Genomic DNA, 24,667 nt, shown 5'->3' on the forward strand with positions numbered 1-24,667 from the left:
TGTATTCACATACTGCTAGCTTACTTAGAAATTACAAAATATTGTCTTTAAAATCAATAACCTTACGTATATTACATGATTCTCATATCACCCCTAAAATTATAAAAACCTTCAAAACCATGCCTTAACTACTAACAAATTTTTATATATGAAATCTTATCATGGGCTATTCATGGGCTACGACTTCCCTACGAATAAAACCTTAAGCCATTGATATATATACGTTATTTAAAATAATAAAATCAATATAATTGAAGTAGTGAATTCGAGTCTCTCCAGCCCCACCATTTTCGGATAGTACATCTTAGACCAAATATCAAAACCTGCTTTTTAGCAGGTTTTTTTGTGTCTGGAATTTGGTATTAGAACTATAAAATAACTTATCAAGAGTATTAATCTACTTTTCTACCCTTCCTAAGTTTTTTAACACTTCATCCATACTCTAATAGCTCCTCTCTACCCGCTTTGCCAATGCCTTCATATACTTGCCATAGACAGAACTAATTAATAGAAAGGTTTCCCTCACTATCAATGAATAATGCACTACGTTGATGTTTACGAAGGGCTTCACGTTCAATGATATTTTTTGCATCGACTTTTTCTAAACGCAATCTTGTTTCGCGAGAAAGATCACCATCGGCTATTAAAGATAAATAACGAGAACAACAAACCCTTAAAAAAGAGGTGAAATTGCCAATGTCATGATCAGCATCGAGAGATTCAAGGTATAACTTAGTGATCAGCTGATTAACTGTCATTTGATCGCGAAATGACAACTCTTCTAATATATCCCAAAAAAAAACTTCTAAACGAATTGAGGTGACAACGCCCTGAATTCGAAGTGATTTGGTTTTAGAGCTCCACAAGCTGTCGTCAGCACTAATAAAAAGTTGGCACATATATATATCCTCTCTCGATACTGGGGTCTATTGAACGTTCAACAGACCCGAATTAATGCTTATAGCAAAGCAACAAACTGCTTTAGCATCGCTGGGTGGGCAGGCCATGCAGGTGCCGTTACCAGTTGGCCATCTGTAATAGCGCCATCCATAGGTAACGTGACATACTCAGCGCCAGCCATTTCTATTTCTGGCTGACACGCAGGATAAGCAGATACTTTTTTACCCTTTAATACGCCCGCAGCTGTCAGCATTTGTGGCCCATGGCAAACCGAGGCAATCGGTTTATCAGTATTTGCGAAATGCTGAATCATTGCAATGACCTTAGCATTCAAACGCAAGTATTCTGGCGCACGTCCACCTGGCAAATACAAAGCATCGTAATCTTCTACATTGATATCAGCAAAAGACGTATTAAGGACAAAATTATGACCGCGTTTTTCGGTATAAGTTTGATCACCTTCAAAGTCGTGTATTGAGGTAGCAATGCTATCACCTGCAACCTTATCTGGGCATATAGCATCAACCTCATGCCCCATCGCTAGAAGCGCTTGGAACGGCACCATGTTTTCATAGTCTTCAACAAAATCACCGGTAATGATAAGTACTTTAGCCATGATATTCTCACTGTATTGTAATAAAACATTGTAATGAAATACGGGAACCCAAATTAGTTTATAGCGACTTCGCTTAAAATGAGCCTGAATATCCATTCAAACATAAAAAACAACGACTAGGTAATATGTGAATACTACAAACAATCACTTTTTAAAATAAAATAATAAATTCAGCTATTTTCTAATAACTTTAAATCTATCAATATCTTATCCATCTTCTGATACCGCTTCTCTACACGCTTCGCCAATGCTTTTTCGACCATATATTGATAGTGACTGTATTCTGCTGACAACGTTGGAATGGGTTGTTGGCAATGCTGAATCGCCCACGCTTTCGATTTCTCATTGCTATTGGCGCTTACTTTAAACGGGCGTTTTCCTGTTAGTATCTCAACCATCATTACGCCAAACGCGTAGATATCACTCTGTATAGTTGCACTCTGTCCTTGCCAGCGCTCAGGTGCGAGATACGCTGGTGTGCCAGCAGGATTTGGTTGGCTATTATCCACCATCATACGTTGTGATAAAGCAAAATCAGTGAGTAACAATCTAGGAGTCAGACTATTACTCATAGTATCTACTGGCCAATTATCGTCAGAACCTTCAACCAAAATATTGCTAGGTTTAATATCATTATGTAACCAGCCAACCTGATGCAAATTGGCTATCAAGTGTGCAGACTTCATGATGAAATGATGCTTTTGTGACGCTATTAGTGACAGGTGTTTTGAAGCGGTCAGCTGACTCGCCAAGCTACCATTAGAGTAATAAGGCATAACAACAATTATTAGCTTTTGAGGCTGCTCTAGTATTTGAACGTTTACACAATGATGAGCCAATAGTGGCGGTGCAATAGCATTATCTTTGATTTTCGATGAAGCATTTACAGCAGCTAAAATATCCGCTTCATGAGTTAAATCAGAAGCGATAGGATAAGCGCCATCACTCAACTGCCATTTAATCATCACGCTACCAAACTGTGGATGCTGGGCGCGCGTTAGACCTTGGAAGTAAGTATTGTCGATATGTTGCGTTTTGGCATCTTGCGTTTGTTCTGTGCTTTGCTGAGCAATACGTTGATGCACTATCTCACTAAAATCTTGTGCGTCCAGTTCTTGGTTAATAATAGGCAATAGCTGCATTGCTTGAGCTTGCAAGGCTTGCGTAATAGGCGGATTACTGGCACTATTTTCCATGGTATTGTTTCTCATAATATAGTGAGATTACTGCCTTCCCATTCGTATCATTTCCAAAGATAATAATAGCGCGAATAATGATTACAAGTACTACGATTACTAGGTACTAAGATTGTAGGCACTGAAATTTCAGCAGCGTTAATTGTATTTTTGGGTATGGTATTAAAGACAACCTTAATTGCTAGAGCCACTATGTCCCAACCAAATATCCCAACCATGCCATCTGACCAACCTACTTATGCCCTACCTGCACCGTTGTTAGACTTACTCAGTCAATACTTACAAGAGCGAGTCACACCAACTATTGAAATCGATCCAAGCCAGCTTGCTTATCGCTGGGTCGGTGGACGCACTGGTCACCTGCAACCTTTGTCGGTCAATTTGTTTTTGAGCTTAGATGACTTGCATGGTATCGATACACAAAAGTCGAAACTGGTACAAAACACCCGTCAGTTTATTAAAGGTTACCCTGCCAACCATGTATTGATGTCAGGCACCCGCGGTGCCGGTAAGTCATCATTGATTCGCGCTTTGCTACAAGCCCATCATAGTGAAGGCTTACGTATTATCGAGGTTGCGCGCGATGATCTGCAAATATTAGATAAGATTCGTGCTGCTATTAATGCCCTACCAGCAGATTGTCATTGCCGCTATATCGTATACTGTGATGACCTCGCTTTTAATGGTCAAGACGAAAGCTATCGTGCGCTAAAGAGCGTGCTCGATGGCTCGCTAGACTCTGAGCAAGACAAACTACTGGTCTACGCCACCAGTAATCGCCGTCGCTTGCTACCGCAGATGATGAAAGACAATGTCGATATCTATAATGGGCAGACGGATGAAGTCAATCCCTATGAGGCCATTGATGAAACCGTGTCATTATCAGATCGTTTCGGTTTGTCCCTCACCTTCCATCCTATGGATCAGCAGACTTATTTGCAAATCGTTCAGCATTATCTGAATTTAGAGCAGCAAAAAATCTCCGCTGATATGGATAATGAGGCTAAGGACATTTTAGCAAGTCAGTCTATGCCTGATAAGATCAGAAAGGATGCGCTACGTTGGGCCTCTGAACGTGGCGGTCGCTCAGGACGAGTTGCTTATCAGTTCAGCCGCTTTTGGAGTGGTGAAACACAATTGGCTATCGAAGACAGTAAGCGCTAGGTCATATTTAAGCTTAGCCATGTCTAATCACTGCGTGCAGAGCCTATATACTGCACGCGGTTGTCCTCTCGATTGTCTGCCAAATCGGTAGCCCCATCAACTGTATATTGAGCAAAATCTTCTGCCAGCCATAGATTGCCTTGATAGACACTTTGCGCATCTAAGCGAATATATGCCATATTTGGCGTTTCGCTATCTGGATTATCAAAGTTCTGATAGCGAGCGCTAAAGTGGGTCAAAATGATGTTTTTCAGGTTCATCTTTTGCGCGAATGTGCCCACCACATGCGCACTGCTATGCATTGGGTCATAGTCAGGGTTTCTGGCTTGAATAGCCATCATGACCTCATGCGTATAAGTGGCTTCATGCACCAATAAATCCGCATCGGCAACGGCTTCGCTTAACAAATTTGGCGTATCATTGTCTCCTGCCACCACTATTCGCGTACGCTGTATTTCCTCATCAACATAGTCTACTGAGTGCAATTGTCTATTATCCTCAGTCGTGACATCTTCGCCTTGCTGTAACTTGCCCCATAGTGCACTTGCTGGAATACCATCTGCCACAAGCTTATCTGTATTAAGGATGCGGCGGCTAATAGTATGGGTAATACCAAAGGCATGAGAAGCAACCCGATGTGATAGCCGCGTGATATCAATATAAAGCTGATGTTGGTCGCTTAAGCTAATGTTAACCTTGTTCATATCACCTTGCTCAGCTAACACCTCTTCAATCGCTACAAAATTAAGAGCAAAAGGTAAATACAATTCCGTGGTTAAGGTAATGGCATCAAGCAATTTGGCAATCGCTTTTGGGGCAATCAAAGTTAATGGTTCACGGCGCCCTGACATGGCAGCGCTTGCTAATAGCCCTGGTAAACCGTAGCAATGATCACCATGTACATGAGTGATGCAGATAGCAGCCAATTGATGCAAGGAGAGCTTGGTATGTAGCAACTGCTGCTGTGTGCCTTCACCACAATCAATCAGCACCCATGGACGCGATTTCTTACTCTGAGTGTTCTGTTGACGACTCCCTTGCTGTACGCCAGAGCTATGCGGATTCAGACACTCTATTGCCAATGCGGTCACATTACGCTGTTTGGTCGGTACACCTGCAGAGGTGCCCAAAAAGGTTAGCTTTAGCATAGTGATGCCTTTTATTTATCAGGAATACTGGCTCAGACTTACGAGAACGTCTCTTCATTCTAAAACGATAACAGAAATGAGATAAACGGAGAATATGTCCTAGCTACGACAGTTGGCATATCATGGTTTTTTGACCTTCAACCATTTGTCCACCATTGGCGGTGCACTCGTTTACCATATTCGATTCGTAAGATTTCCAGCCACCATAAAAGCTCGCTGCACATAGAATTACCACTAGAATTTTCTGTGACCACGACTTGATAGAGACTTGTTGGCTATTAATCTGTTGTCTATTATTTTCTTGCATACTAGTATCTTGCTTATTAAGTGATGTTTGAGTTGCTGACTGATTGTCATCTTTGTCTAGGCTATCTTGTTTCAGATGGTCTTTATTCGAAGTGTTTAGTTCTGTCATAACATTATCCTAAAAAAGGCTTTGTTTATTCATAAACAAAGCCTTTGGTCTACATGGCTACTTAAGCGTTGAGAGATGATTATACCAGTATCCTCTAAAAATTCAGACGGCCGCCCTTTTTTTCTGCTCGCTTAAAGGCATCTCGCTCTTCGCAGCGTTTGAGCCAGTTCAAAAGATTGGTATATTTACTCTGATCTAAACCTGCACCAGCATTGGCACCTAAGACCGCAAGATGCATTTGAATATCAGCGGCGCTAAATTCACTACCTGCAAACCAATGATTTTCATGTAAGTGACGCTCCATCATATCTAGCATCTTCTCCAAACCGCTACTGATCATGTTTTTTTCAATCTGACCTTGGATTTTTTTGCTGATAGGTTTGATTAGCATCGGCGACTGAGACACTACTTTTGTGAATACCAAACGCATGACCAACAGTGGCATCAATGAAGCCTCTGCAAAGTGTAGCCAAAACGTATAGGCTTCCCACGCTGCTTCGTTATTATCGTCAGGTTTGAACTGCTTTTCTTTATCATAATGCCTAATCAAATATTCAATGATAAACCCTGACTCAATCAGCACACGATCGTCCGCTTCTAGTATCGGTGCATTACCAATCGGATGCACTTGCTTTAAGCTATCAGGAGCACGGTATGCTTTATTGCGCTCATAGCAAGTCAGTTTATAATCGGCGTCGAGCTCTTCCAACAGCCAAATAATACGAAACGAGCGCGAGTTTGCTAAATGATGAAGATGTAACATAAACCGTCCTAGTTATATATTGTAGTAAATCAGCCATAATATCTCAGATATAGCGCCATATGTTCACTCAATCGCGGCACTACTGCTCTCGATAATAGCGTAATTTGTACTTCTTTAATACTGTGAGTTGGCAGACATGCTGGAAAACTATGCCTACCGAATCGATACTATCTAAGACGGCGTACTCTTTGACATCAATCTAAATGTAATGCTTCAATCTTACGCGTCATTTTATCTATCTTTTGCTGATATTTTTTGATCTGGCGGAATCGATGCGCGATTAGCACGCCTTTAATACGGCGATTTTTCAGGCGGCGACGTGGTGGAAAACTGCCTACTTGTGGCTCATTGTAGCCATGTAAACGGTCTTCACGTTTACGCGCCATATAACCTAATGCGCTATCAGCAATCATAATCAGCAATGCGATGAAAATCATGCTGTACATCAGCATGGAGCCACCATCATGTAAGTTACGATCTAAAATTGCGATTGAGAAGATAAACAAGAATATTGGCTCAAGGTAGCACAAAGTCCCAAATAGTGAGACAGGCAGCTTCTGACTCGCTACCATTGTTAGTGACATTGCAGCGGTACTGATGATGCCTAATAACGGCAACAGATACCAAAGCTTGTGGTTGGTGATTGCTACTTCAAAACCGCCATTCATATACAGCGCGACCAATACCACTGGTAACAATAATACAAGGTCTGAAATCAGACCAGTAATAGGCGGCACAGCCAACTTGCGGCGTAGTAGATAATAAGGAGGATAACCCAAGCAAACAAATAAAGTAGCCCAAGAAATAGCCCCATACTCAAAAATATCGTAAGCGATACCAAGACCTGCACATACGATAGCAGCCCACTGAAGTAAGCTCATGTCTTCGTTGTAAAAGAACCTGCCGACAACGATCATAATCATCGGATATAGGAAGTAACCCAACGTTACCTCGAGCCCCAAGCCATTGACTGGCGCCCACATAAATATCCAAATTTGTGCGCCCAAAATCGGTGTAGGTAATATAAATAAAAACCACTCTTTTGCATTTTTTAGTGTTTTTAAATAATCAAAAATGTGCTGCCACTGCTTTAATACGCTTACCAGCAGTACTAGACTAAAAAACATTGTCAGCACGCGCCACGAAGCGACTTGCGTACCTGATAATGGTTGCAGCAGTAGACCAAATAAGAACAGCAATGAGTATAAAAAATTTGCAGCGACAGCAGTGATTGTACCCTGCGAGGTTTGGTTAGTAGTCAGCATCACAACAGCCTTTAAAGATTGGGGCACATCCATGGCAATTTTTAAAAAAAACAAAAGCCTCAGACGAGAACGTCTGAGGCTTTTGCATATAAGGTCGTCGCGCAATCTAAGTTGAACGCTTTTGATGTACTAGGCTTACATCATGGTCGGCATTATGTCAAAGTCAGAATGAATAAGCAATGCCACTGTTCATCTAGTGTCTAAACTTTTAAATTGAGTAAATTTAATGCAGGTAAATACTTATTTTGCATCAAGTTGTTGGATTTTTTGTTGTATCTTATCCATCTTCTTTTGGTAACGACGAATCTTGCGAAAACGATGGGCTTTTAGCACGCCATCGATACGCTGATTGATAAAATGACGACGCGGTGGAAAGCCGCCAATCTGAAGCTCTCTATAGCCATGCAAGCGATCATTACGCTGACGAACGAGATAGCCTTTTATGCTATCAGCCATCATAACCAGTAGCGCAAGCGTAATCATGCCGTACATAAAGAGCGAACCACCTTCTTCAAGGCTTTGACTCAAAATAGTAATAGACAATACGAATAACAGCATTGGCTCTATATAACTTAGCGCTCCAAACAGTGAAACAGGCAGCTTGCTACTGGCAATCATCGTCAGCGACATCGCAAGCGCACTAAAAGCACCAAGCAGTGGCAGTAGATACCAGAACTTCACGTCTTGCGCCGCAACATCAAAACCGCCTGTCATGTAGAGCACGATGAGCACAACTGGTGTCAACAGCGTCAAATCAAACAATAACCCTGTAATGGGCGGTACAGAAAGTGTGCGACGAAGCAGATAATATGGTGGGTAACCCAAGCATACAAACAGTGTCACCCAAGAGACCGATCCATACTGAATGATATCGTAACCGATGCCAAGTGCTGCAAATATCGCAGCGACCCACTGTAATACACTCATATACTCATGATAAAAAAACCGACCAATTACGATCATCACGAGCGGCAGCAAAAAATAGCCCAATGTCACATCCAGCCCAAACCCATTAACGGGCGCCCACATAAATAGCCAAATCTGTCCGCCTAGGATTGGCGCTGGCAATATAAATATCAGCCATTCCTTGACTGTTTTTAGCGTCTTTATATAATCAAACACATGTTGCCACTGCTTGGTAAAACTGACTAGTAACATCAGACTCAACAGCATCATCAATACGCGCCATGATGCAACTTGAGTACCCGTCAAAGGCAACATAAACAGCCCAAACAGAAACATCATCGAGAATAAAAAGCTCGATGATACCGAAGCAACCGTTCCCTGAAAAGTTTGATTGGTCGTAAGCATAACAACAGCCTTAAAAAATAGAACCTTATTTACAGTATTGAGAAAATGAGAATGAAAAAACAAAAGCCTCCGACGATAACGTCAGAGGCTTTTTTCTAGAAAAATGCTAAGAGACTAGACTCAAAAGCTAATTACCAAGACTATTACTCGTCATCGTCTTATGCATAGTTAGTCTATTATAGATTGTCACTTGGTTTATGATCGTTTGCAATATCAATCACATCATCGACGTCAGTAGTTGCAGTATTGTCAGTTGTCGCATCAATATCTATCTGCTCCTGACCTTCTACCTCAAACGTACCGTCTTCTCTCATGGCATCGATAAGCTCGTCATCACTTTCTTCGTGCTCAACACGCGCCATAGCAACCAGTTTTTCATCTTTTGACAGACGAATCAATGTTACGCCTTGTGTATTACGACCAGAGCTCGCTACATGCTCAACTGGGGTACGAACCAATGTGCCTTTATCAGAGATTAGAATAATATCATCAGTAGCGTCAACCTTGGTCGCTCGTACTAACACACCATTACGCTCGCTGGTCTTGATAGCGATCACACCGCCACCACCACGATTTTGTGTATTGAACTCATCGATAAAGGTACGTTTACCAAAGCCATTTTCACAAGCAATCAGAATTTCACGGACATCATCTTCGATAACGACTAATGATTTGATAAATTCGTCAGTAGCCAGACGCATACCGCGGACGCCTTTAGCAGTACGACCCATCGCACGCGCATCGTTTTCATCAAAACGAATGGCTTTACCACTTGAGGCAAACAACATGACTTCTTGGCTGCCATTAGTAATACGAGCGCTGACCAATTTATCACCGTCTTCTAATCCAACTGCAATCAAACCGTTCGAGCGAATATTGGCAAACTGCTTCAGCTCTACCCGCTTCACTGTACCGTTGGCCGTGGCAAAGAAGACAAAAGGCGGCTCTGCTTGGTTGCTATCTTCTAGATCATCATTGTCTACTAAGTCGCCTGCTAGTGATGCGTCGCCTTTCGCAGGTAGCTCTTCTACGATTTTTGGAATTGGTAGTATGGTTGTAACGGTTTCGTCGCTATTTAGGCCAATTAGATTGACCAATGGACGACCACGAGCACCGCGACTGGCAATCGGCACTTCAAAACCACGTAGACTAAAGACACGTCCACTATCAGTGAAACACAGTACCGTAGAATGTGTTGATGTCACGACTAAATGATCGATTACATCGTCTTCTTTCATTGCCGTGGCAGACTTACCTTTACCGCCGCGTTTTTGTGCGACATAGTCATCAATCGGCTGAGTTTTGGCGTAGCCAGTACGCGACACTGTCATGACAACCGTTTGCTCAGGGATAAGGTCTTCACGACTAAAGTCCATACGTGAATCGATGATATCGGTACGGCGCTCATCACCAAAGTTATCACGAATCTCGATCATCTCATTAGAGATAATAGCCATTAACTTGTCAAAATCGCCAAGGATAGACTCTAAGTGTGCAATTTCACGTAATAGGTCTTGGTATTCTTCAGTCAACTTGTCTTGTTCAAGACCCGTCAAACGATGCAATTGCATATCTAAAATCGCATTGACCTGCTCAAGTGACAAGCGATAGCGCTCTTCACCTTCGATCAGACCAAACGGCGCTTTAGGATCTTCGCCTTCGATAAACTCAGGACGTACTGATTGACTACCAGCAGCTGTAAGCATCGCAACGACGCTACCTGAACCCCACGTGTTATTTAATAAGCTTTCACGTGCTAGGCCACGGTTTGCAGAAGCTTTAATCGTCGCGATAATTTCGTCGATATTGGCTAGAGCAACCGTTAGACCTTCTAGCAAATGACCACGAACGCGGGCTTTGTTCAATTCATAAATCGTACGACGTGTCACCACTTCTTGACGATGACGGACAAATGCAGCGATAAGCTGACGCAAGGTCAATAGTTTTGGCTGACCATTATCCAGCGCCACCATATTGATACTAAAGCTAGACTCTAGCGGCGTTTGTAGAAATAGGTTATTAACAATAACTTCAGCAGTCTCGCCGCGACGCAAATCAATAGCGATACGCATACCATCTTTATCAGACTCATCACGAATTTCGCTAATACCTTCGATTTTTTTATCACGGACCAGCTCTGCGATACGCTCAATCAACTTGGCTTTGTTCGCCTGATAAGGTACTTCGGTGAATACGATGCGCTCACGATCGCGGTTGACGCCAGAATTGCTCATCGGCTCGATATGATAACGACCACGAATATGCAAGCGGCCTTTACCCGTACGATAAGCATCTAAAATGCCCGCGCGACCATAGATAATACCGCCGGTTGGAAAATCAGGACCTGAGATATGTGACATCAGCTCTTCAGCTGAAACTTGTGGGTTTTCAGCATAGGCCAGACAAGCATTAATCACTTCGGTCAGATTATGCGGGGCCATATTGGTCGCCATACCAACGGCAATACCCGTCGCACCATTGACCAATAGGTTAGGAATACGCGCTGGCATTACGCTTGGCATGCGCTCAGAGCCGTCGTAGTTGTCTTCCCAATCGACCGTATCTTTGTCCAAATCAGCAAGCATTTGGTGGGTCAGCTTGGTCATACGTACTTCGGTATAACGCATCGCTGCCGGAGGATCATCATCGATCGAGCCAAAGTTACCTTGACCGTCAACCATTGGATAGCGCAAGCTGAAATCCTGCGCCATACGGACGATGGCATCATAGACGGCACTATCGCCATGTGGATGGTACTTACCGATAACATCACCGACCACACGTGCTGATTTTTTGTACGGTTTATTATAATCGTTTGATAGCACGTGCATGGCATACATCACGCGGCGGTGTACAGGTTTGAACCCATCACGCACATCAGGCAGCGCACGCGAGACGATCACGCTCATCGCATAATCCAAATACGACTGCTTTAGTTCATCTACGATGCCAATAGGACTGACCGATTCGCTCATATACACTCCTTCACTCACATTTTTTTCTAACGTTGACACATCGCTTATGGCACCCATAGATCATATAAAAATACTGCCACATAAATGGGCAGTCATGACCAAAATACATACCATAAAAAAACACTGCTACACGTGCAAAACAATAGGAAAATAGCGATAGTTTTAATGTTTAATAAAAGAAGCTATTTTAGCACAAATTTGCTGATTTAGGGGGTTCTGAGTACCATTAAAATCAAGCTAGACGGTTCATTCACAGTGATATTTTGAATTATTGACACACGCTAAAATAATTCTAATGACAGGTTTTTTTTGATTGGCTGATTTTGCCATTCTTACAGACGAACTTACCATCTGCTGAGCAATGAGACACCCCGCCCATTTTACCCGAACAAGGCGTATTTCGAGCTTGTGCTTGGCTTATAGATGTAAAGGCAAATACTAAAGCGAGTAGTGCTGTGCTGATTGATTTCATTGTTTATTCTCCGTATCTGATGGATATTAAATAGAAAAATACTATACTCATTAGCTACAGTTCGACAAGATTTATTTTGACTAACTGAGTGGATACTTATATTTCTATCTACAGTTCAACATGACATTTGATTTAACGCTAAAATCTTGAGCATAGAGCTCATACGTGGTTTGCATATAAGCTCTATTGGCAAACAACTAGGATGCTTAGAATATTTAGCCAATACAACAACACCTACAACTGTCTCTGACGTGAACTGATTGTTTTTATGGTCATATTGTTTTCATAACCATAATGCTTTGCCATAAGCTAATAGCTTTCAAAATCATATTATTCTCATGAGCACATTATGATTTAAACCACTTTAATGCGGTTATTTTTTAGTGATACTGGACAAAAAATTTCTAAACGCTACACTACCTCATCTTTTATAGCACTTACATAACGACCTAACAGGCTACTTTTATTATGGATATCATTCTTGCAATTGTTTGGATTTTAGCAATGGTGCTATACAGTTTTTCTAGCGATTATGTGGCTAGCTTTCCTAACCATAACAATCGCGCTGTCCCTTATGTCCGTTGGGGAGCACTTTTAGCCGCGATGGCTTTATCAGCATACTTGTCAAAAGCCTATCAAGAGAATCTACAAGGCAATGGTATGTGGGTGTTTGTTATTGTGGTATTTGTCGTTATTGTATTAGCGAAGGTCGTTTTTAAATGGGTAATTAACAGACGCCTGAAACGCTAGTTAATACTGAATAGTTTTATTAATTTGACCCTCTTACTTATTGAACTAAATACCTTATGCCAATTAGACATCAAGATAGCCAGCCTGACTCAAACCTTTCTATACCAGCAGAAAACGATCGAGCAGATCGTAGTTTCGATGCCATTGCCGATCATTTCGAAAAGAAAGTCTATGGTGGTTTAAAAGGCGAGATTCGATTGGCTGTGCTACGCCGTGATATTTTCGAATATAGCGCACAAATGAGTGAGGCGCTTGGGCGACCTTTACGCATCTTGGATGTGGGTGCAGGGCTTGCGCAAATTGCGATAGAACTTGCTGCTCAAGGTCATAACGTAGTCATAAATGACATCTCAGCAAATATGCTTGAGAAGGCAAAAGCGAGCGCAGAGAAAATCGATAAAAAGCTAGACATCACTTGGTATATTTGCCCTTATCAAGCGCTTGAAGAAAAACTGGCTCAGACAGAGACAGAGACAGAGACAGAGACAGAAAAATTTGATTTGATTATGTCGCACGCGCTACTTGAATGGTTAGCAGAACCAGCGGCTGTCATGGACTTTTTTGATAAGCACTTAATAGATGGTGGCGCGCTATCCGTCTGCTTCTATAATCCAGCAAGTTTCGATTATCGCAATCTTATCATGGGAAATTTTAACTTACTCGATAGCTTACTTGATGGTAACGATTACAAAGCGGACAATAAGAAAAGCCTCACCCCGAACTATCCCGTGGCTAAAGAAGAAGTCGAGTCTTGGCTCAAAGCGCATGATTATCAGACGGTACGTAGCAGTGGCTTGCGGGTATTTCATGATTATGCGCCGCTCAAGCGTGGCGGTCACAACGACCCAGATGCAGTGATTAGAATGGAGTTACGCTACTCACAATTAGAGCCGTACAAGTGGCTTGGTCGTTATTTACATATTTTGGCTAAACGGTAAATTTAGACGATAGCTCAAAAATGGATGAAGACGGCTAAACCTCTTCATCCATTCTCGATGACCTATCGTATTCTGACCAAGTAGTGGCATTAATGTCTTTTTCATCAAAGACTACAACATGCTCTAGCAAAGGCAAGATGCCAATATACGAGCCGATTGCATGATTATGATGGCTCGCAACTAAGGATAAGACAGTCTGTCCGTCATCTAACTGCAGTCGGTACAAATAGTTGGCACCGCGAAACACACGTCCAATAACCAAAGCTGTCTGTGTACTGTCATCATCATGAATAATATCATCAGGGCGCACGAGTACTTTGATTGGCGTACCATTTGGATAATCATATTCGCAGTACTGTGGTTGTCCTGATTCATCATAGACTTCCATGCGGCGATAGATATTCCCCAGTGCCGTCTCAACATGACCTTCTTTGATAATACCGTCTATCATCGCGCCTTCGCCCACAAACTCAGCGACAAAAGGGCTGACAGGCTCATGATACAGCTCGCTTGGTCGCGCCCATTGTACCAATCGTCCTTTATCCATTACCCCTACTTTATCCGCTAGTGCAAACGCTTCATTTTGATCATGAGTGACCAAAATCGCTGTGGTATTAGTACGTTTGAGGATATCACGGACATTCATTGCCAATGACTCACGCAGTACTACATCTAGATTAGAGAATGGTTCATCAAGTAATAGTAGTTTTGGTTTGGGTGCTAGCGCTCTTGCGAGAGCCACACGCTGCTGCTGACCACCAGAAAGCTCATTAGGACGTTTGTCTGCATGTTCAGTCAATTCAACTAAGCTTAGCATCTCAGCCACACGGGCTTTTTTGTCAGCAGCTGGCCATTTATTGAGACCAAAGGCGATGTTCTTTGCCACGCTTAAATGACCAAACAGAGCATAGTCTTGAAACACCATGCCCATGCCACGCTTAGCTGGCGCAACTGCGAATGATTGGCGAGCTGTTTTTTCAGTTAAGCGTTGATTATTTAGATAGATAGTGCCGCCGCGACTTTGCTCCAGTCCCGCGATTGCTCGAAGTGCTGTGGTCTTCCCGCAGCCGCTATAACCTAAGAAGCAACCAATCTCGCCTTGTTCTAGCATCAATGATAGACCATTGACAACAATAGTATCGTCATAGCCTACGATGAGATTTTGCACACTAAAATAAGGATCCGTCGCGATATGTTTCTCAGTATTTTGTTGTGAGGTATTGCTCTGCTCTACAGTTTTATTCGGCTGAATTGGATTGATTCTATTTTGTGACATTGGTGATTTTGCTACAGGCGTATGGCTAGCCCGAGCCTTTTCTGACTTAGCATTTGTAGAGTCGTTCATTGAATCAGTGTACATAGACGGTACCAGTTCGCTATTAGTAAGTAAAACCATCGATAAAACAGAGCAAATTATAATATAACTGACACTACGAGTGTGCTGTTAAACTTATGCCAAATTATTGCTATTAGCTTTGTTGTTACTAACTGTGTTTGTCGCTTTGACGCAGTAATATCCAAACAGGGAGCAAACCAACCAGTACGATTAGCAAACTCGGTAACGCTGCTCGCCCCCACATGCCTTCGCTCGTCATTTCAAACACTCGTACTGCAAGCGTGTCCCAGCCTTGACGCCTTGTCATCAGAGTAATGGGCATCTCTTTCATCACTTCGACAAAGCCCATCAGTAATGCAGTCAATACGCCAGGGCTAAGTACAGGCAGCATCACATGACGCCAGCGCTGATAAGGACTGTCGCTAAGTAATTTTGCAGCAGCTTCTTGATTGACTGTCAATCGCTGCAACTGTCTGTCAACTGGCTGAAAACTCACCGTCATAAAACGTGTCGATAGCGCCAGTAGCATAACAATGACGCTGCCAGAGAGCACTTGCTGTGAGGTGATACCAAAGGCAATCATTTGATTATCAAGCCACGCAATAGGTATAAATATCCCTACCGCCAATACAGTCCCCGGTACGACATAGCCCAAATTGGCTAAAGTGGTCATTAGCTTAGTCGATTTATCAGGATACTGCCGTTTGATCCACGCAATAATAATGGCTAAAAAGGCAATAAACAGCGTGGTTATACTAGCAATCATGAGGCTGTTGGTGACAAAATCAATGTAACGTGCATCAAAATCTTGGCGAAAATTCAGTGCTGTCCAATAGATGAGCTGCAAAAAAGGTATTAAGAAGGCGATTAAAAAAATGAGCGTACACAGCAGTGTCATGGCCAGTTTGGCAGGTTTGCTGGCTTCAAAGCGTTGGCTGCTACCTTGGGTCAGTGAGCTACCACGCTTCGCTTGCCAATACTGCTCAAACAATACCACGATAAAAATCACACCAATAAGCAAGGCTGCTAGCTGAGCCGCTGTGGTCAAACTGAAAAAACCAAACCATGCCTTGTAAATGGCAGTAGTAAAAGTATCGACATTAAATACCGATACTGCCCCGAAATCCGCTAAGGTTTCCATACTGGCTAGCAGCAAGCCACCAATGATCCACGGTAATGCTTGTGGTAGCGCCAATCGGAAAAATACACGGCTACGACTCAAACCTAGCATTTGCCCCGCTTCTATCGCTCGCCTGCCTTGTGATAAAAATGCCTGACGCGCGAGCAGATATATATAAGGATAAAACGCTAGCGATAATACCAAGCCTGCACCCCATACATTCCTTATCGACGGTATGGCAGTACTAATACCAGAATCGCGCAGAGCTGTCTGTAGCGGCCCACTAAAATCAACAATCCCGATGGTGACAAATGCCAATACATAAGCAGGGATGGCAAGTGGCAACATCAATGCCCACGAAAAGAAACGCTGACCAGGGAAACGATACATACTAGTAACCCAAGCCAGAGCAGTACCAATAGTACCTGAAACGACAGTCACCATAAGCAATAAAATCGCCGTGTTCTTGAGCACTTGCGGCAGTACATAGTCTGCCATGTGTGTCCAAATCTCTGCCACTGGCTGAGTCCACGACAGCAGCACGATTAAAATCGGTACTAGCATAAACAACGAAATCAGCCCTAAGACTGATTTCGAGATAATACGTTTACGAAGGGCGTGGTCTTGGCTGACAGTCTGCTTATCATTAATACCATCATCGACAGTATCGTTTTGACTAACAGACGCGTCTGGCGTTGTGATCATATTATCATTACCGTGTCATACGTATAGAGACCTTGTAAGCTTATACCGAACTCAAAATCGTCATTATCTGGACAGATTATCTTCAATAACTAACCTTTAAGAGCTACTGCTTAAAGGTTATGATTCTGAGATTAGCAAAACTATGATTGGCAGTCCCTTATTTATAACCTGCTTTGTCCATTAATTGAATCGCTTGGGTTTGTAGCTCACCAAACTTCTGCACACTGATATCATCTTTATTGAACGGACCCCATGATCTAAGCATATCTGACTCATCAATACCTTCTTTAACTGGGAATTCTTTATCTGAGCTGGCATAAAGACCTTGTGCCTCATCAGATGACAACCACTCTATCAATTTAAGCGTACCATCTGGATTGTCTGAGCTTGCCACTACACCAGCACCCGAGATATTTACGTGCGTACCAGTTGTGCCTTGGTTTGCCCAGAATATATTAACAGGAAAATCTGGTTTTTCATCTAGTATGCGACCATAATAATAACTATTCGCCACACCTACTTCGCACTGACCAGCAGCGATGGCTTCAAGCATACTGGTATCATCACTGAACACATCAGTGGCTAAATTATCTACCCAACCACGAACGATTTCTTCCGTTTTCTCTTCACCCAAGTGCTCCATCATACTAGCAACAAGTGATTGGTTATAAACCTTTTTAGACGTGCGTAGGCATAATTTGCCTTTCCATTTTGGATCGGCCAAATCTGCATAAGTAGATAACTGGTCGGCAGTGACTTTGCTTGGGTCATAAAAGATAGTACGTGCACGTAGTGACAAACCAGTCCACTGACCTTTTGGATCACGGTATTTTGCAGGGACATTAGCTTCTAACACAGTAGACGATACTGGTTGTAATAGGCCTTGCTCTGCAGCCTGCCATAAGTTACCAGCATCAACGGTCAATAGCATATCAGCTGGAGTATTCTGACCTTCAGCTTTTAGACGCGCCATCAAAGGCCCAGTTTGGTCTGTAACCAGTTCAACTTTTACGCCTGTTTGCTCAGTATAGCGATCTAACAATGGCTTAATCAGCTGCTCATTACGTGATGAGTAGATAGTAATTGTCTGACCATCAGCAGTTGTAGCTTCATCAGTTGCTGCTTGCTGCTCAGCACCTGTTTCTGTTGACTCTACTTCTACGCTCTCTTCTGTGGTTGAAGAATTACTACAACCTGCCAAACCCAACATCATGCCAAATACGGCTGCAGGTAGAATAAGCTTCGTAGAGGTTAGATTAGCGCTGATAGCGTTCAATGACATGGTTTTCCCCATAGTAATGCTGTAAAAAAAGTAAGACGGATGGTGAGACAAAATAACAGGGTGGTGTGTCAAAAAGTATGCTGATTAAAATTTGAACAATTTTTGAAGCCTTGAAAGCTTTATAGAATCAGAGAACTTAGCTTAGATTTCTTATTGACTTTTATCGCCAGCATACTTTTTAGAACACCACCAATAACAGTAATTATAACGATGACTTGCTAAGCGTTAACAGTAATCAGGCCATAATATATCAAAGCAACATACTAATGGAAGTGAGATTAATTATCAATACATTTGTTTAACTGGTAAATATACCTGTGATGAGTCTTTAGCATTGATTTTTAAGAACTATTTTTTAACCGCTCTTTCCATAGTTTGGTCTAGCGACGCGTTTTAGTGTCCATCTAAAGCAACCATTGCCCTAAGATCGCATTGACCGCAGCTTCTGTACGTAAGATACGAGAGCCTATATGTACAGGCGTGCAGCCTTGTGCTGACAACAGCTCTATCTCATAGTCAATCCAACCACCTTCAGCGCCTATACAGACTATACTCGGTAGCTCTCGTGATGGTTGTAGTTGTAAAAACTCAGAAAAAGACTGCTGACTATAAGGATGCGCGACAATCGCTCGATTGCTCATTAGACTTGCAAGTGTGTCTTCAACAAATGGCTTAAAACGTTTTTGTAGCATAATATTAGGAACAATTGTATCGATGCTTTGTTGCAGGCCTTCTAATACAAACTCGTCTATCCGCTCAAGCATTGGGCTTTGCCAATAGCTTTTTTGGGTACGGTAGCTATTGATAAGAATGATATCGCGTACACCAAGCGCCGTCATATCCATAATCAATCGCCGTAGCACTTTAGGGCGCGGTAACGCCAGAATAACAGTTAAGTCTAATTTGGCAGGCGGCACAGTATTGAGCTGGACGTTACTTAACTGAATGCTGTCAGCGGTAATATCTTCGATAACAGCAGTACCCAGATTGCCGCCGATTTGGCCAATTTTAAGCGTATCACCGACTTTCGCGCCCAGCACTTTAGTCACATGGCTGACTTGAGACAAGGAATCGATTTTTGCTGTATCTGATGAGAAGTTTTCAGCGGGCAATAATATACAGTTCATAAGCTATCTTGGTTGGAAGACATCTCGATAGCGTCTTCAATCATCGTAAATTGGCGGGTCAATACCGCTTGCTGCTGTATCGTCATTTGCTCGCCAGCTTGCCCAGCCTGCGCGGCCAATGGCAAATTGCACAGCCAAGTCTCCAGCTGCGTATAAATGCTCACAGCGTCTTCATAGTTATAAGCTGTTTTCTTACGAGAAGTTTTTTTATTCGCCTTTAACTGATCATCACTGACTATCTGTGCATCCGAACTACTTGAGCTATTTGACTCGATTGGACAATAAAAATCATTACTTGGCTGATATACAGCGCCTACGCTAGCCAATTTGTCTATTACGCTTTGGCAAGACTGAGTGTAACCCCCCATCAGTACAGGCGTTGCCACACTAGCAGGCTCCACTGGATTATGCCCACCAATATCTACCAGCGAGCCGCCCACAAATGCTACATTTGCCAATGTATACCAAGTCATCATCTCACCCATGCTATCTGCTAGATAGACTTGCGTGTCTGCATCAATGGCTTCCCCATCACTGCGCCGAGCCATATTTAACCCAGTTTTCTGAATGAGATCTGCTACTGCATCAAAACGCTCAGGATGCCTAGGGACAATAACAAGCAACGTATCTGCTAATGTCACTTGAGACAGTAGTTGCTGCTGCAATGACAATGCTGCTGCCTCTTCGCCATCATGAGTACTCGCAGCTACCCACACAGGACGATCTGCCATACCAAACTCTGCTCGCAGATCAGCTTTCTTATTATAAATACTATTATCTTCTCTCGCTTGGTCATCAGCTTTGGACGCATTGATTACCCACTTTAATGAGCCTGCCACACGAATTTGGGCGCTACTAGCCCCTAACTGTCTAAAGCGTTTAGCAGAGTCGCTGTCTTGCGCAATAATTAAGGAGAGGTTTTTCATCATACTGGCGCTGACTGCACCAATCTTTTGATAGCTCTGAAAAGAAGAAGCAGATAGTCGACCATTGACCAGAATACTTGGAATACGGTGCTGGGATAACTTGGTCAAGATATTTGCCCATAGTTCTGTTTCTACAAACAACGCAGCGATAGGCTGTACGTGCGTTAAGAAAGTCTCGATCACAGCAGGGCTGTCGACTGGCACATAGCTATGACTCATCTGACCTTGAGCTATCTGTTCTGCAAAACGACTGGCACCACGAGCAAAACCTGTCTGAGTCGTATTGGTCAACCATATCTGATAGCCATTAGCCAATAACATATCTAATAAAGGCGCAACCGTATTGGTCTCACCTAGTGAGACTGCGTGGCACCAAATCACCCCTTTATCGATATCAGCTTTGACCACTGGACGCGGTGGATACTGCTTACCAAAACGCTGATCGATTTCCTGCTGATAGTTGTCGTTTTTATGAGATCGACGCCATACTTGCAGACGATATAGTGGCTTTAGCAACTTAATAAGAGACTGATAATATAAAGGTGTCTCGTGTACCGCACGATTAGGCGATGATACAGGGTCAATTGGATTTGCAGAGTGGTCAGACGGGGTATTAGATGATGGCATGGAACAGCCCAAATTAGTTATGAATCAAACAATAAAAGGGTAAAGGTAGAGCGCGCCAATTCTACCTGAATTTAAGCTGTAACAATAAGCTTTTAAAAAGTTACTGAGTAAATAGTTATTAGATAATGATTATTATCAATAAAGCGACTGCGATGATTGCGCCGATTAACAGCTGATAACGCTTGGTGCTGTGCTGCTCTTGCTTCTGTGTGGTCAGCAGCATATCTGCTTGCTGCCATTGCTTGACCAGATTGGCCGCTTCTGCATGACCATTATCTGCCGCTTGCTCTAACCAGTATTTACCGCTATCTATATCTTGAGACACCCCTACTCCTTGATAATACATTTTACTGAGTAGACGCTGAGCACGGCTGTCGTTTTTGCTAGCGGCTTGATTGACCCAATCTACGCCAGATTTTTTTTGGTTGTCACTGTCCGCTGTCAAACCTTCACCTAACAATTCATACATGGCCAAACGTAACATAGCCGCTGTATTACCATCTTCAGCAGCCGCTTGTAGTATTAGAAGCGCTTTGTTTTTTGCCGTGTTGTGATCATTTGAAAATATAACTTGGCGACGAGGTTTGTTCTGTTTGGCAATATGCTGCTCGAACTGATCTAATATTTTGCGTGCTTGCTGATACTGCATATCACCAGCTGATTGTGGGAGCTCTATCTCATCTAACTCTACGAGCAGTTGCGTAAACATCTCTGGCGTTGATGTACTTTTTACAGACGACGTAGGCTTGGCTGTTGGCTTCGTTACTTTAGTCAGCTCAGGCTTTATTGAATTCTCAGACTCAGGAGGCACTACGTTTGCTTGCAACTCAGTTACCGTATCAGGCATAGCAGACTGAATTGCGCGACTCTCACTATCAGTTACAACTATATTGGCTTGGTGATACTCAGCTCCTATCGATACTTCCTCTGGCTTGTTAAGAGAAACATTTAATTGGCTAGTACCGACATACGCATTTGAATCGGCGCTCGGATTACCACTTTCAGTGATTTGATGAGTGGTTGCTTTATGTATTGTTGCTTTGTTTGTTGCTACTTTATCTGCTGTTAATTCGGACACTGAATGAACGTCGTTATTTAGAGTATTCGGTAGTCTAAGGCTAACCGCTTGATATAACCCGCTCTCTACTTGCCCGCCTTGTACTGCGTCAAACTGCCGATCAATATGACCAAACAGACGTAGCCCTATTGGCTCTAAAGCAAAAAATAAGCGCTCTTTAACCCCGTCATTATCATAACCGACTGCCATATGCTGATAAAAATCATCGGTGATCAACTTTAGCTCAGGGTAACGTTTACGCAGCTCAAACTGACCATACCAATGTGGCTTGCTTTGCCACTGCTGCGCCAATACACGACCGGCATAAAACGCCAAAAACACCATGAAATTACGATAGCGCTCATCGATCAGCAGCGTCGCCTCTTCCCATATACCGCTCTTGATCATATCTCGGCGTACTTGAGACAATAGCGTATCGATACGCTGTAAACTCTCAAGCGACTCATCTAACGTACAAGCACGCAGCTCAGTTTCGTAAGCAATACCGCCTGCAATAGAACGCTCAGCCAAGAAATCTTGCCAGTAGCCTTCTGCAATATAGTCAAGTGGCGTTAAAGGTGATGCAGACATAGACAGGCGAGTCCTCTTTACAGATAGATAAACCAAAAAAGCATAGGCTATAAAAGTGCTAATACTACTAAAATAATAGAACGGTACTGGTAGATTACCTTACCCTAAAAATCTGAGTGCTACAATAAAGGACTGAACAAGCGCACGACATTATCAAACAAGCGTTTTGATCCGTGACGCTGTTGCCACTCATCACTATCCAAGATTCGACAGTTTTCTAAATAGACTTCCTGACAGTCCGCTACTTGGGCGACCATTTCTGGCGTATAAATCGCCAAACTGACTTCCATATTTAAATAAAAGCTGCGCATATCAATATTGACGGTGCCAAATAAACAGTAGTCATCATCGATAACCACTGTTTTTGCGTGTAGCAAACCACCTCTAAACAAGGCGATCGCTACCCCTGCATCCAACAACTCTTGATAATAAGCCTGAGAAGCATGTTGTACCAAAAATGAATCCACCTTTTCAGGAACGATAATCGTCACATCAACGCCGCGCTTAGCCGCTATCGTCAGCGCACCCGATAGGGACTCATCAGGGACAAAATAAGGTGTGGTAATGCGAATGCGCTTATTGGCACGATGAATCACAGAAACTAACGTATTGTAAATCACATGAGCCGTTAGCTGCGGTGCTGAAGGTATTAGCTGCGCCAAGACTTTGTCCACGACAGGCATCTTTGGTACGACAATCGAGGTGGCGCCTATATCTGGCTGCTCATGATCATCAATCGTATCCGCCAATACCTTCACGCGGCTATTTAGATCATTGATGGTCGGATGCATCACATATAACTTACGAGTATAGTTATTAACCCGTTGATGCAGCTCGGCAAGATTGTCATTACTTTCAGCACCGATGTCGGTAACAATTACCTTGGCCATCGCTGTATTGATACTAATTGAGTGCTGGCTAGTCGTTCGTAGCGCCACATCAATCCATTGACCAACGTTTTTATTTTGCTTAAAAAACCTTGGATCAACCAAGTTGAAGCTGCCAATATAGCCAATATGTTCATCGATAACCACCATTTTACGATGATTGCGCAAATCAGAACGTTTAAATAATGTCTTAAACAACCCTACTGGCAATGACTGATGGACATAAACCCCTGCTTTTTCTAATTTGCGGTGCACGCTACTATTAATAAAGCTAAAGCTGCCCACACTATCAGCCAATATATGACACTCTACGCCGCGCTGAGCCGCTACAGACAGCGCCTCTATGACCTCTAGCACCTGTCCTTTTGGATAGACAATATAAAACTCCATAAGGACAATACGCTGGGCGGCATGGATATCTTCAATCAAACGCTGAAAAATCGAAGCAGGATCCGTCAACAGCTGCATTTGATGATTGGGAAATACACCAAACCCAGTCCAGCGCGTTCCTATTTGGCTAACACCGCGGTAGTTGGTTGGTAATAAGTCTTGCCCTTTATCAAAAATCAGATGCTCACGCCTTGCCATATCATTCATCAAGATGCTGGCTTGATCCACGCGTTCACGATAGCGTCGTCCAATCATCGGCTCGCCAAGCAGGATGTACGCCACAAAACCAAATACTGGCAACGTGTAAAGCACCGCAACCCACGCAATAGACACGCCAATATTGCGTTGCACAGAAACTACTCGCAGCGTCATTACTATCATAAGTACAATATGCAGCACCAGACCTAGACCCGCTAAGTCTCCCCAGGTCCAGCTAGTAAAAGTATCTTTAATAGCAAAAGTGTTTATATTGACCTCCATCAACCGTGTTCAACGAATAAAGCATCCATAACGAGCAAAGCATCCATAGTATAGTAGCTTTTCACCGCCAAACAACAAATAATGATAATAAGTGTATTTTTAGAAATGCTATATAATACATGGCTTTGAGTGCTGTTTCTGATAGATTACAAGTCCGATTTATAATTATTTTCTAAAAATATTAAAATAATATTTGACACCCAACTGTAAATCTATATAATACACA

General features: G+C 42.8%; 20 protein-coding genes. 3 read left to right on the plus strand and 17 right to left on the minus strand.

Annotation, left to right across the window (positions count from 1 at the left end; all coding sequences use genetic code 11):
* Positions 1-500: 500 nt before the first annotated feature.
* The 3 genes from CXF61_RS13160 to CXF61_RS13170 all read right to left on the minus strand — a co-directional run bounded on the left by CXF61_RS13160 (position 501) and on the right by CXF61_RS13170 (position 2,712).
* Positions 501-899, minus strand: a complete 399-nt coding sequence (locus CXF61_RS13160; RefSeq protein ID WP_165598539.1) for a ribbon-helix-helix domain-containing protein — start codon at positions 897-899, stop codon at positions 501-503.
* A gap of 59 nt (positions 900-958) precedes the next feature.
* Entirely contained in the window at positions 959-1,519 is a 561-nt protein-coding gene (locus tag CXF61_RS13165; RefSeq protein WP_319830350.1) for a DJ-1/PfpI family protein, read from the minus strand.
* Between the two features lie 167 nt (positions 1,520-1,686).
* Positions 1,687-2,712, minus strand: a complete 1,026-nt coding sequence (locus CXF61_RS13170; protein ID WP_165598541.1) for a serine/threonine protein kinase — start codon at positions 2,710-2,712, stop codon at positions 1,687-1,689.
* A gap of 192 nt (positions 2,713-2,904) precedes the next feature.
* Here CXF61_RS13170 and CXF61_RS13175 point away from each other — a divergent pair, with 192 nt between their 5' ends.
* Positions 2,905-3,876: an ATP-binding protein gene (locus CXF61_RS13175; RefSeq protein ID WP_413775344.1), complete on the plus strand. Its 972-nt coding sequence runs from the start codon at positions 2,905-2,907 to the stop codon at positions 3,874-3,876.
* 23 nt (positions 3,877-3,899) lie between these two features.
* Here the strand turns inward: CXF61_RS13175 and CXF61_RS13180 are convergent, their stop codons facing one another.
* The 7 genes from CXF61_RS13180 to CXF61_RS13210 all read right to left on the minus strand — a co-directional run bounded on the left by CXF61_RS13180 (position 3,900) and on the right by CXF61_RS13210 (position 12,225).
* The gene (locus CXF61_RS13180) at positions 3,900-5,024 is read right to left on the minus strand and encodes a ribonuclease Z (RefSeq protein ID WP_165598542.1); all 1,125 of its coding nucleotides are present in this window, start codon (positions 5,022-5,024) and stop codon (positions 3,900-3,902) included.
* 103 nt (positions 5,025-5,127) lie between these two features.
* Positions 5,128-5,439, minus strand: a complete 312-nt coding sequence (locus CXF61_RS13185) for a hypothetical protein (protein WP_165598543.1) — start codon at positions 5,437-5,439, stop codon at positions 5,128-5,130.
* A 94-nt stretch (positions 5,440-5,533) separates the two neighbouring features.
* Entirely contained in the window at positions 5,534-6,202 is a 669-nt protein-coding gene (locus CXF61_RS13190) for a glutathione S-transferase (RefSeq protein ID WP_165598544.1), read from the minus strand.
* Positions 6,203-6,396: 194 nt separating this feature from the next.
* Positions 6,397-7,467 carry an EamA family transporter RarD gene (gene rarD / locus CXF61_RS13195; protein WP_057759099.1) on the minus strand — a complete coding sequence of 357 codons (1,071 nt, stop codon included), beginning with the start codon at positions 7,465-7,467 and terminating at the stop codon, positions 6,397-6,399.
* 240 nt (positions 7,468-7,707) lie between these two features.
* The gene (rarD, locus tag CXF61_RS13200; RefSeq protein WP_165598545.1) at positions 7,708-8,778 is read right to left on the minus strand and encodes an EamA family transporter RarD; all 1,071 of its coding nucleotides are present in this window, start codon (positions 8,776-8,778) and stop codon (positions 7,708-7,710) included.
* 176 nt (positions 8,779-8,954) lie between these two features.
* Positions 8,955-11,753 (minus strand): DNA gyrase subunit A, encoded by a 2,799-nt coding sequence (gene gyrA / locus CXF61_RS13205; RefSeq protein WP_165598546.1) that lies wholly within the window; start codon positions 11,751-11,753, stop codon positions 8,955-8,957.
* Positions 11,754-12,045: 292 nt separating this feature from the next.
* Positions 12,046-12,225 carry a YdcA family protein gene (locus tag CXF61_RS13210; protein WP_165598547.1) on the minus strand — a complete coding sequence of 60 codons (180 nt, stop codon included), beginning with the start codon at positions 12,223-12,225 and terminating at the stop codon, positions 12,046-12,048.
* Positions 12,226-12,693: 468 nt separating this feature from the next.
* Here CXF61_RS13210 and CXF61_RS13215 point away from each other — a divergent pair, with 468 nt between their 5' ends.
* Both CXF61_RS13215 and CXF61_RS13220 read left to right on the plus strand, forming a co-directional pair.
* Positions 12,694-12,975, plus strand: coding sequence for a hypothetical protein (locus CXF61_RS13215; RefSeq protein WP_165598548.1), 282 nt, complete (start codon positions 12,694-12,696; stop codon positions 12,973-12,975).
* Between the two features lie 56 nt (positions 12,976-13,031).
* Positions 13,032-13,913 carry a methyltransferase domain-containing protein gene (locus tag CXF61_RS13220; RefSeq protein WP_165598549.1) on the plus strand — a complete coding sequence of 294 codons (882 nt, stop codon included), beginning with the start codon at positions 13,032-13,034 and terminating at the stop codon, positions 13,911-13,913.
* A gap of 34 nt (positions 13,914-13,947) precedes the next feature.
* On the opposite strand, the gene CXF61_RS13225 is transcribed toward CXF61_RS13220, so the two are convergent.
* From CXF61_RS13225 to CXF61_RS13255, 7 genes are all read right to left on the minus strand, one after another.
* Positions 13,948-15,273: an ABC transporter ATP-binding protein gene (locus CXF61_RS13225; RefSeq protein ID WP_227526708.1), complete on the minus strand. Its 1,326-nt coding sequence runs from the start codon at positions 15,271-15,273 to the stop codon at positions 13,948-13,950.
* Positions 15,274-15,397: 124 nt separating this feature from the next.
* A complete protein-coding gene (locus CXF61_RS13230) occupies positions 15,398-17,074 on the minus strand; it encodes an ABC transporter permease (RefSeq protein ID WP_165598550.1) in 1,677 nt (558 codons plus the stop codon).
* 157 nt (positions 17,075-17,231) lie between these two features.
* On the minus strand, positions 17,232-18,356 hold the full coding sequence (locus tag CXF61_RS13235; RefSeq protein WP_165598551.1) for an extracellular solute-binding protein: 1,125 nt from the start codon (positions 18,354-18,356) through the stop codon (positions 17,232-17,234).
* A gap of 404 nt (positions 18,357-18,760) precedes the next feature.
* A complete protein-coding gene (locus tag CXF61_RS13240; protein ID WP_165598552.1) occupies positions 18,761-19,483 on the minus strand; it encodes a 16S rRNA (uracil(1498)-N(3))-methyltransferase in 723 nt (240 codons plus the stop codon).
* A complete protein-coding gene (locus CXF61_RS13245) occupies positions 19,480-21,036 on the minus strand; it encodes a 3-deoxy-D-manno-octulosonic acid transferase (protein ID WP_165598553.1) in 1,557 nt (518 codons plus the stop codon). Before CXF61_RS13245 ends, CXF61_RS13240 begins: the two co-directional genes overlap by 4 nt.
* A gap of 118 nt (positions 21,037-21,154) precedes the next feature.
* Positions 21,155-22,684 carry a tetratricopeptide repeat protein gene (locus CXF61_RS13250; RefSeq protein WP_165598554.1) on the minus strand — a complete coding sequence of 510 codons (1,530 nt, stop codon included), beginning with the start codon at positions 22,682-22,684 and terminating at the stop codon, positions 21,155-21,157.
* A 119-nt stretch (positions 22,685-22,803) separates the two neighbouring features.
* A complete protein-coding gene (locus tag CXF61_RS13255) occupies positions 22,804-24,441 on the minus strand; it encodes a cardiolipin synthase (RefSeq protein ID WP_165598555.1) in 1,638 nt (545 codons plus the stop codon).
* Positions 24,442-24,667 lie beyond the last annotated feature (226 nt).

This window comes from Psychrobacter sp. 4Dc (genome assembly GCF_002836715.1).
In the GTDB taxonomy this organism is placed as follows: domain Bacteria; phylum Pseudomonadota; class Gammaproteobacteria; order Pseudomonadales; family Moraxellaceae; genus Psychrobacter.

Coding starts and splice junctions, on each gene's coding strand:
- CXF61_RS13240 (WP_165598552.1), bottom strand. CDS start 19,483: ATGAACTGTATATTATTGCCCGCTGAAAACTTCTCATCAGATACAGCA.
- CXF61_RS13235 (WP_165598551.1), bottom strand. CDS start 18,356: ATGTCATTGAACGCTATCAGCGCTAATCTAACCTCTACGAAGCTTATT.
- gyrA (WP_165598546.1), bottom strand. CDS start 11,753: ATGAGCGAATCGGTCAGTCCTATTGGCATCGTAGATGAACTAAAGCAG.
- CXF61_RS13255 (WP_165598555.1), bottom strand. CDS start 24,441: ATGGAGGTCAATATAAACACTTTTGCTATTAAAGATACTTTTACTAGC.
- CXF61_RS13185 (WP_165598543.1), bottom strand. CDS start 5,439: ATGACAGAACTAAACACTTCGAATAAAGACCATCTGAAACAAGATAGC.
- CXF61_RS13250 (WP_165598554.1), bottom strand. CDS start 22,684: ATGTCTGCATCACCTTTAACGCCACTTGACTATATTGCAGAAGGCTAC.
- CXF61_RS13180 (WP_165598542.1), bottom strand. CDS start 5,024: ATGCTAAAGCTAACCTTTTTGGGCACCTCTGCAGGTGTACCGACCAAA.
- CXF61_RS13245 (WP_165598553.1), bottom strand. CDS start 21,036: ATGCCATCATCTAATACCCCGTCTGACCACTCTGCAAATCCAATTGAC.
- CXF61_RS13225 (WP_227526708.1), bottom strand. CDS start 15,273: ATGTACACTGATTCAATGAACGACTCTACAAATGCTAAGTCAGAAAAG.
- CXF61_RS13160 (WP_165598539.1), bottom strand. CDS start 899: ATGTGCCAACTTTTTATTAGTGCTGACGACAGCTTGTGGAGCTCTAAA.
- CXF61_RS13170 (WP_165598541.1), bottom strand. CDS start 2,712: ATGGAAAATAGTGCCAGTAATCCGCCTATTACGCAAGCCTTGCAAGCT.
- rarD (WP_057759099.1), bottom strand. CDS start 7,467: ATGCTGACTACTAACCAAACCTCGCAGGGTACAATCACTGCTGTCGCT.
- CXF61_RS13190 (WP_165598544.1), bottom strand. CDS start 6,202: ATGTTACATCTTCATCATTTAGCAAACTCGCGCTCGTTTCGTATTATT.
- CXF61_RS13220 (WP_165598549.1), top strand. CDS start 13,032: ATGCCAATTAGACATCAAGATAGCCAGCCTGACTCAAACCTTTCTATA.
- CXF61_RS13210 (WP_165598547.1), bottom strand. CDS start 12,225: ATGAAATCAATCAGCACAGCACTACTCGCTTTAGTATTTGCCTTTACA.
- CXF61_RS13175 (WP_413775344.1), top strand. CDS start 2,905: ATGTCCCAACCAAATATCCCAACCATGCCATCTGACCAACCTACTTAT.
- CXF61_RS13230 (WP_165598550.1), bottom strand. CDS start 17,074: ATGATCACAACGCCAGACGCGTCTGTTAGTCAAAACGATACTGTCGAT.
- rarD (WP_165598545.1), bottom strand. CDS start 8,778: ATGCTTACGACCAATCAAACTTTTCAGGGAACGGTTGCTTCGGTATCA.
- CXF61_RS13215 (WP_165598548.1), top strand. CDS start 12,694: ATGGATATCATTCTTGCAATTGTTTGGATTTTAGCAATGGTGCTATAC.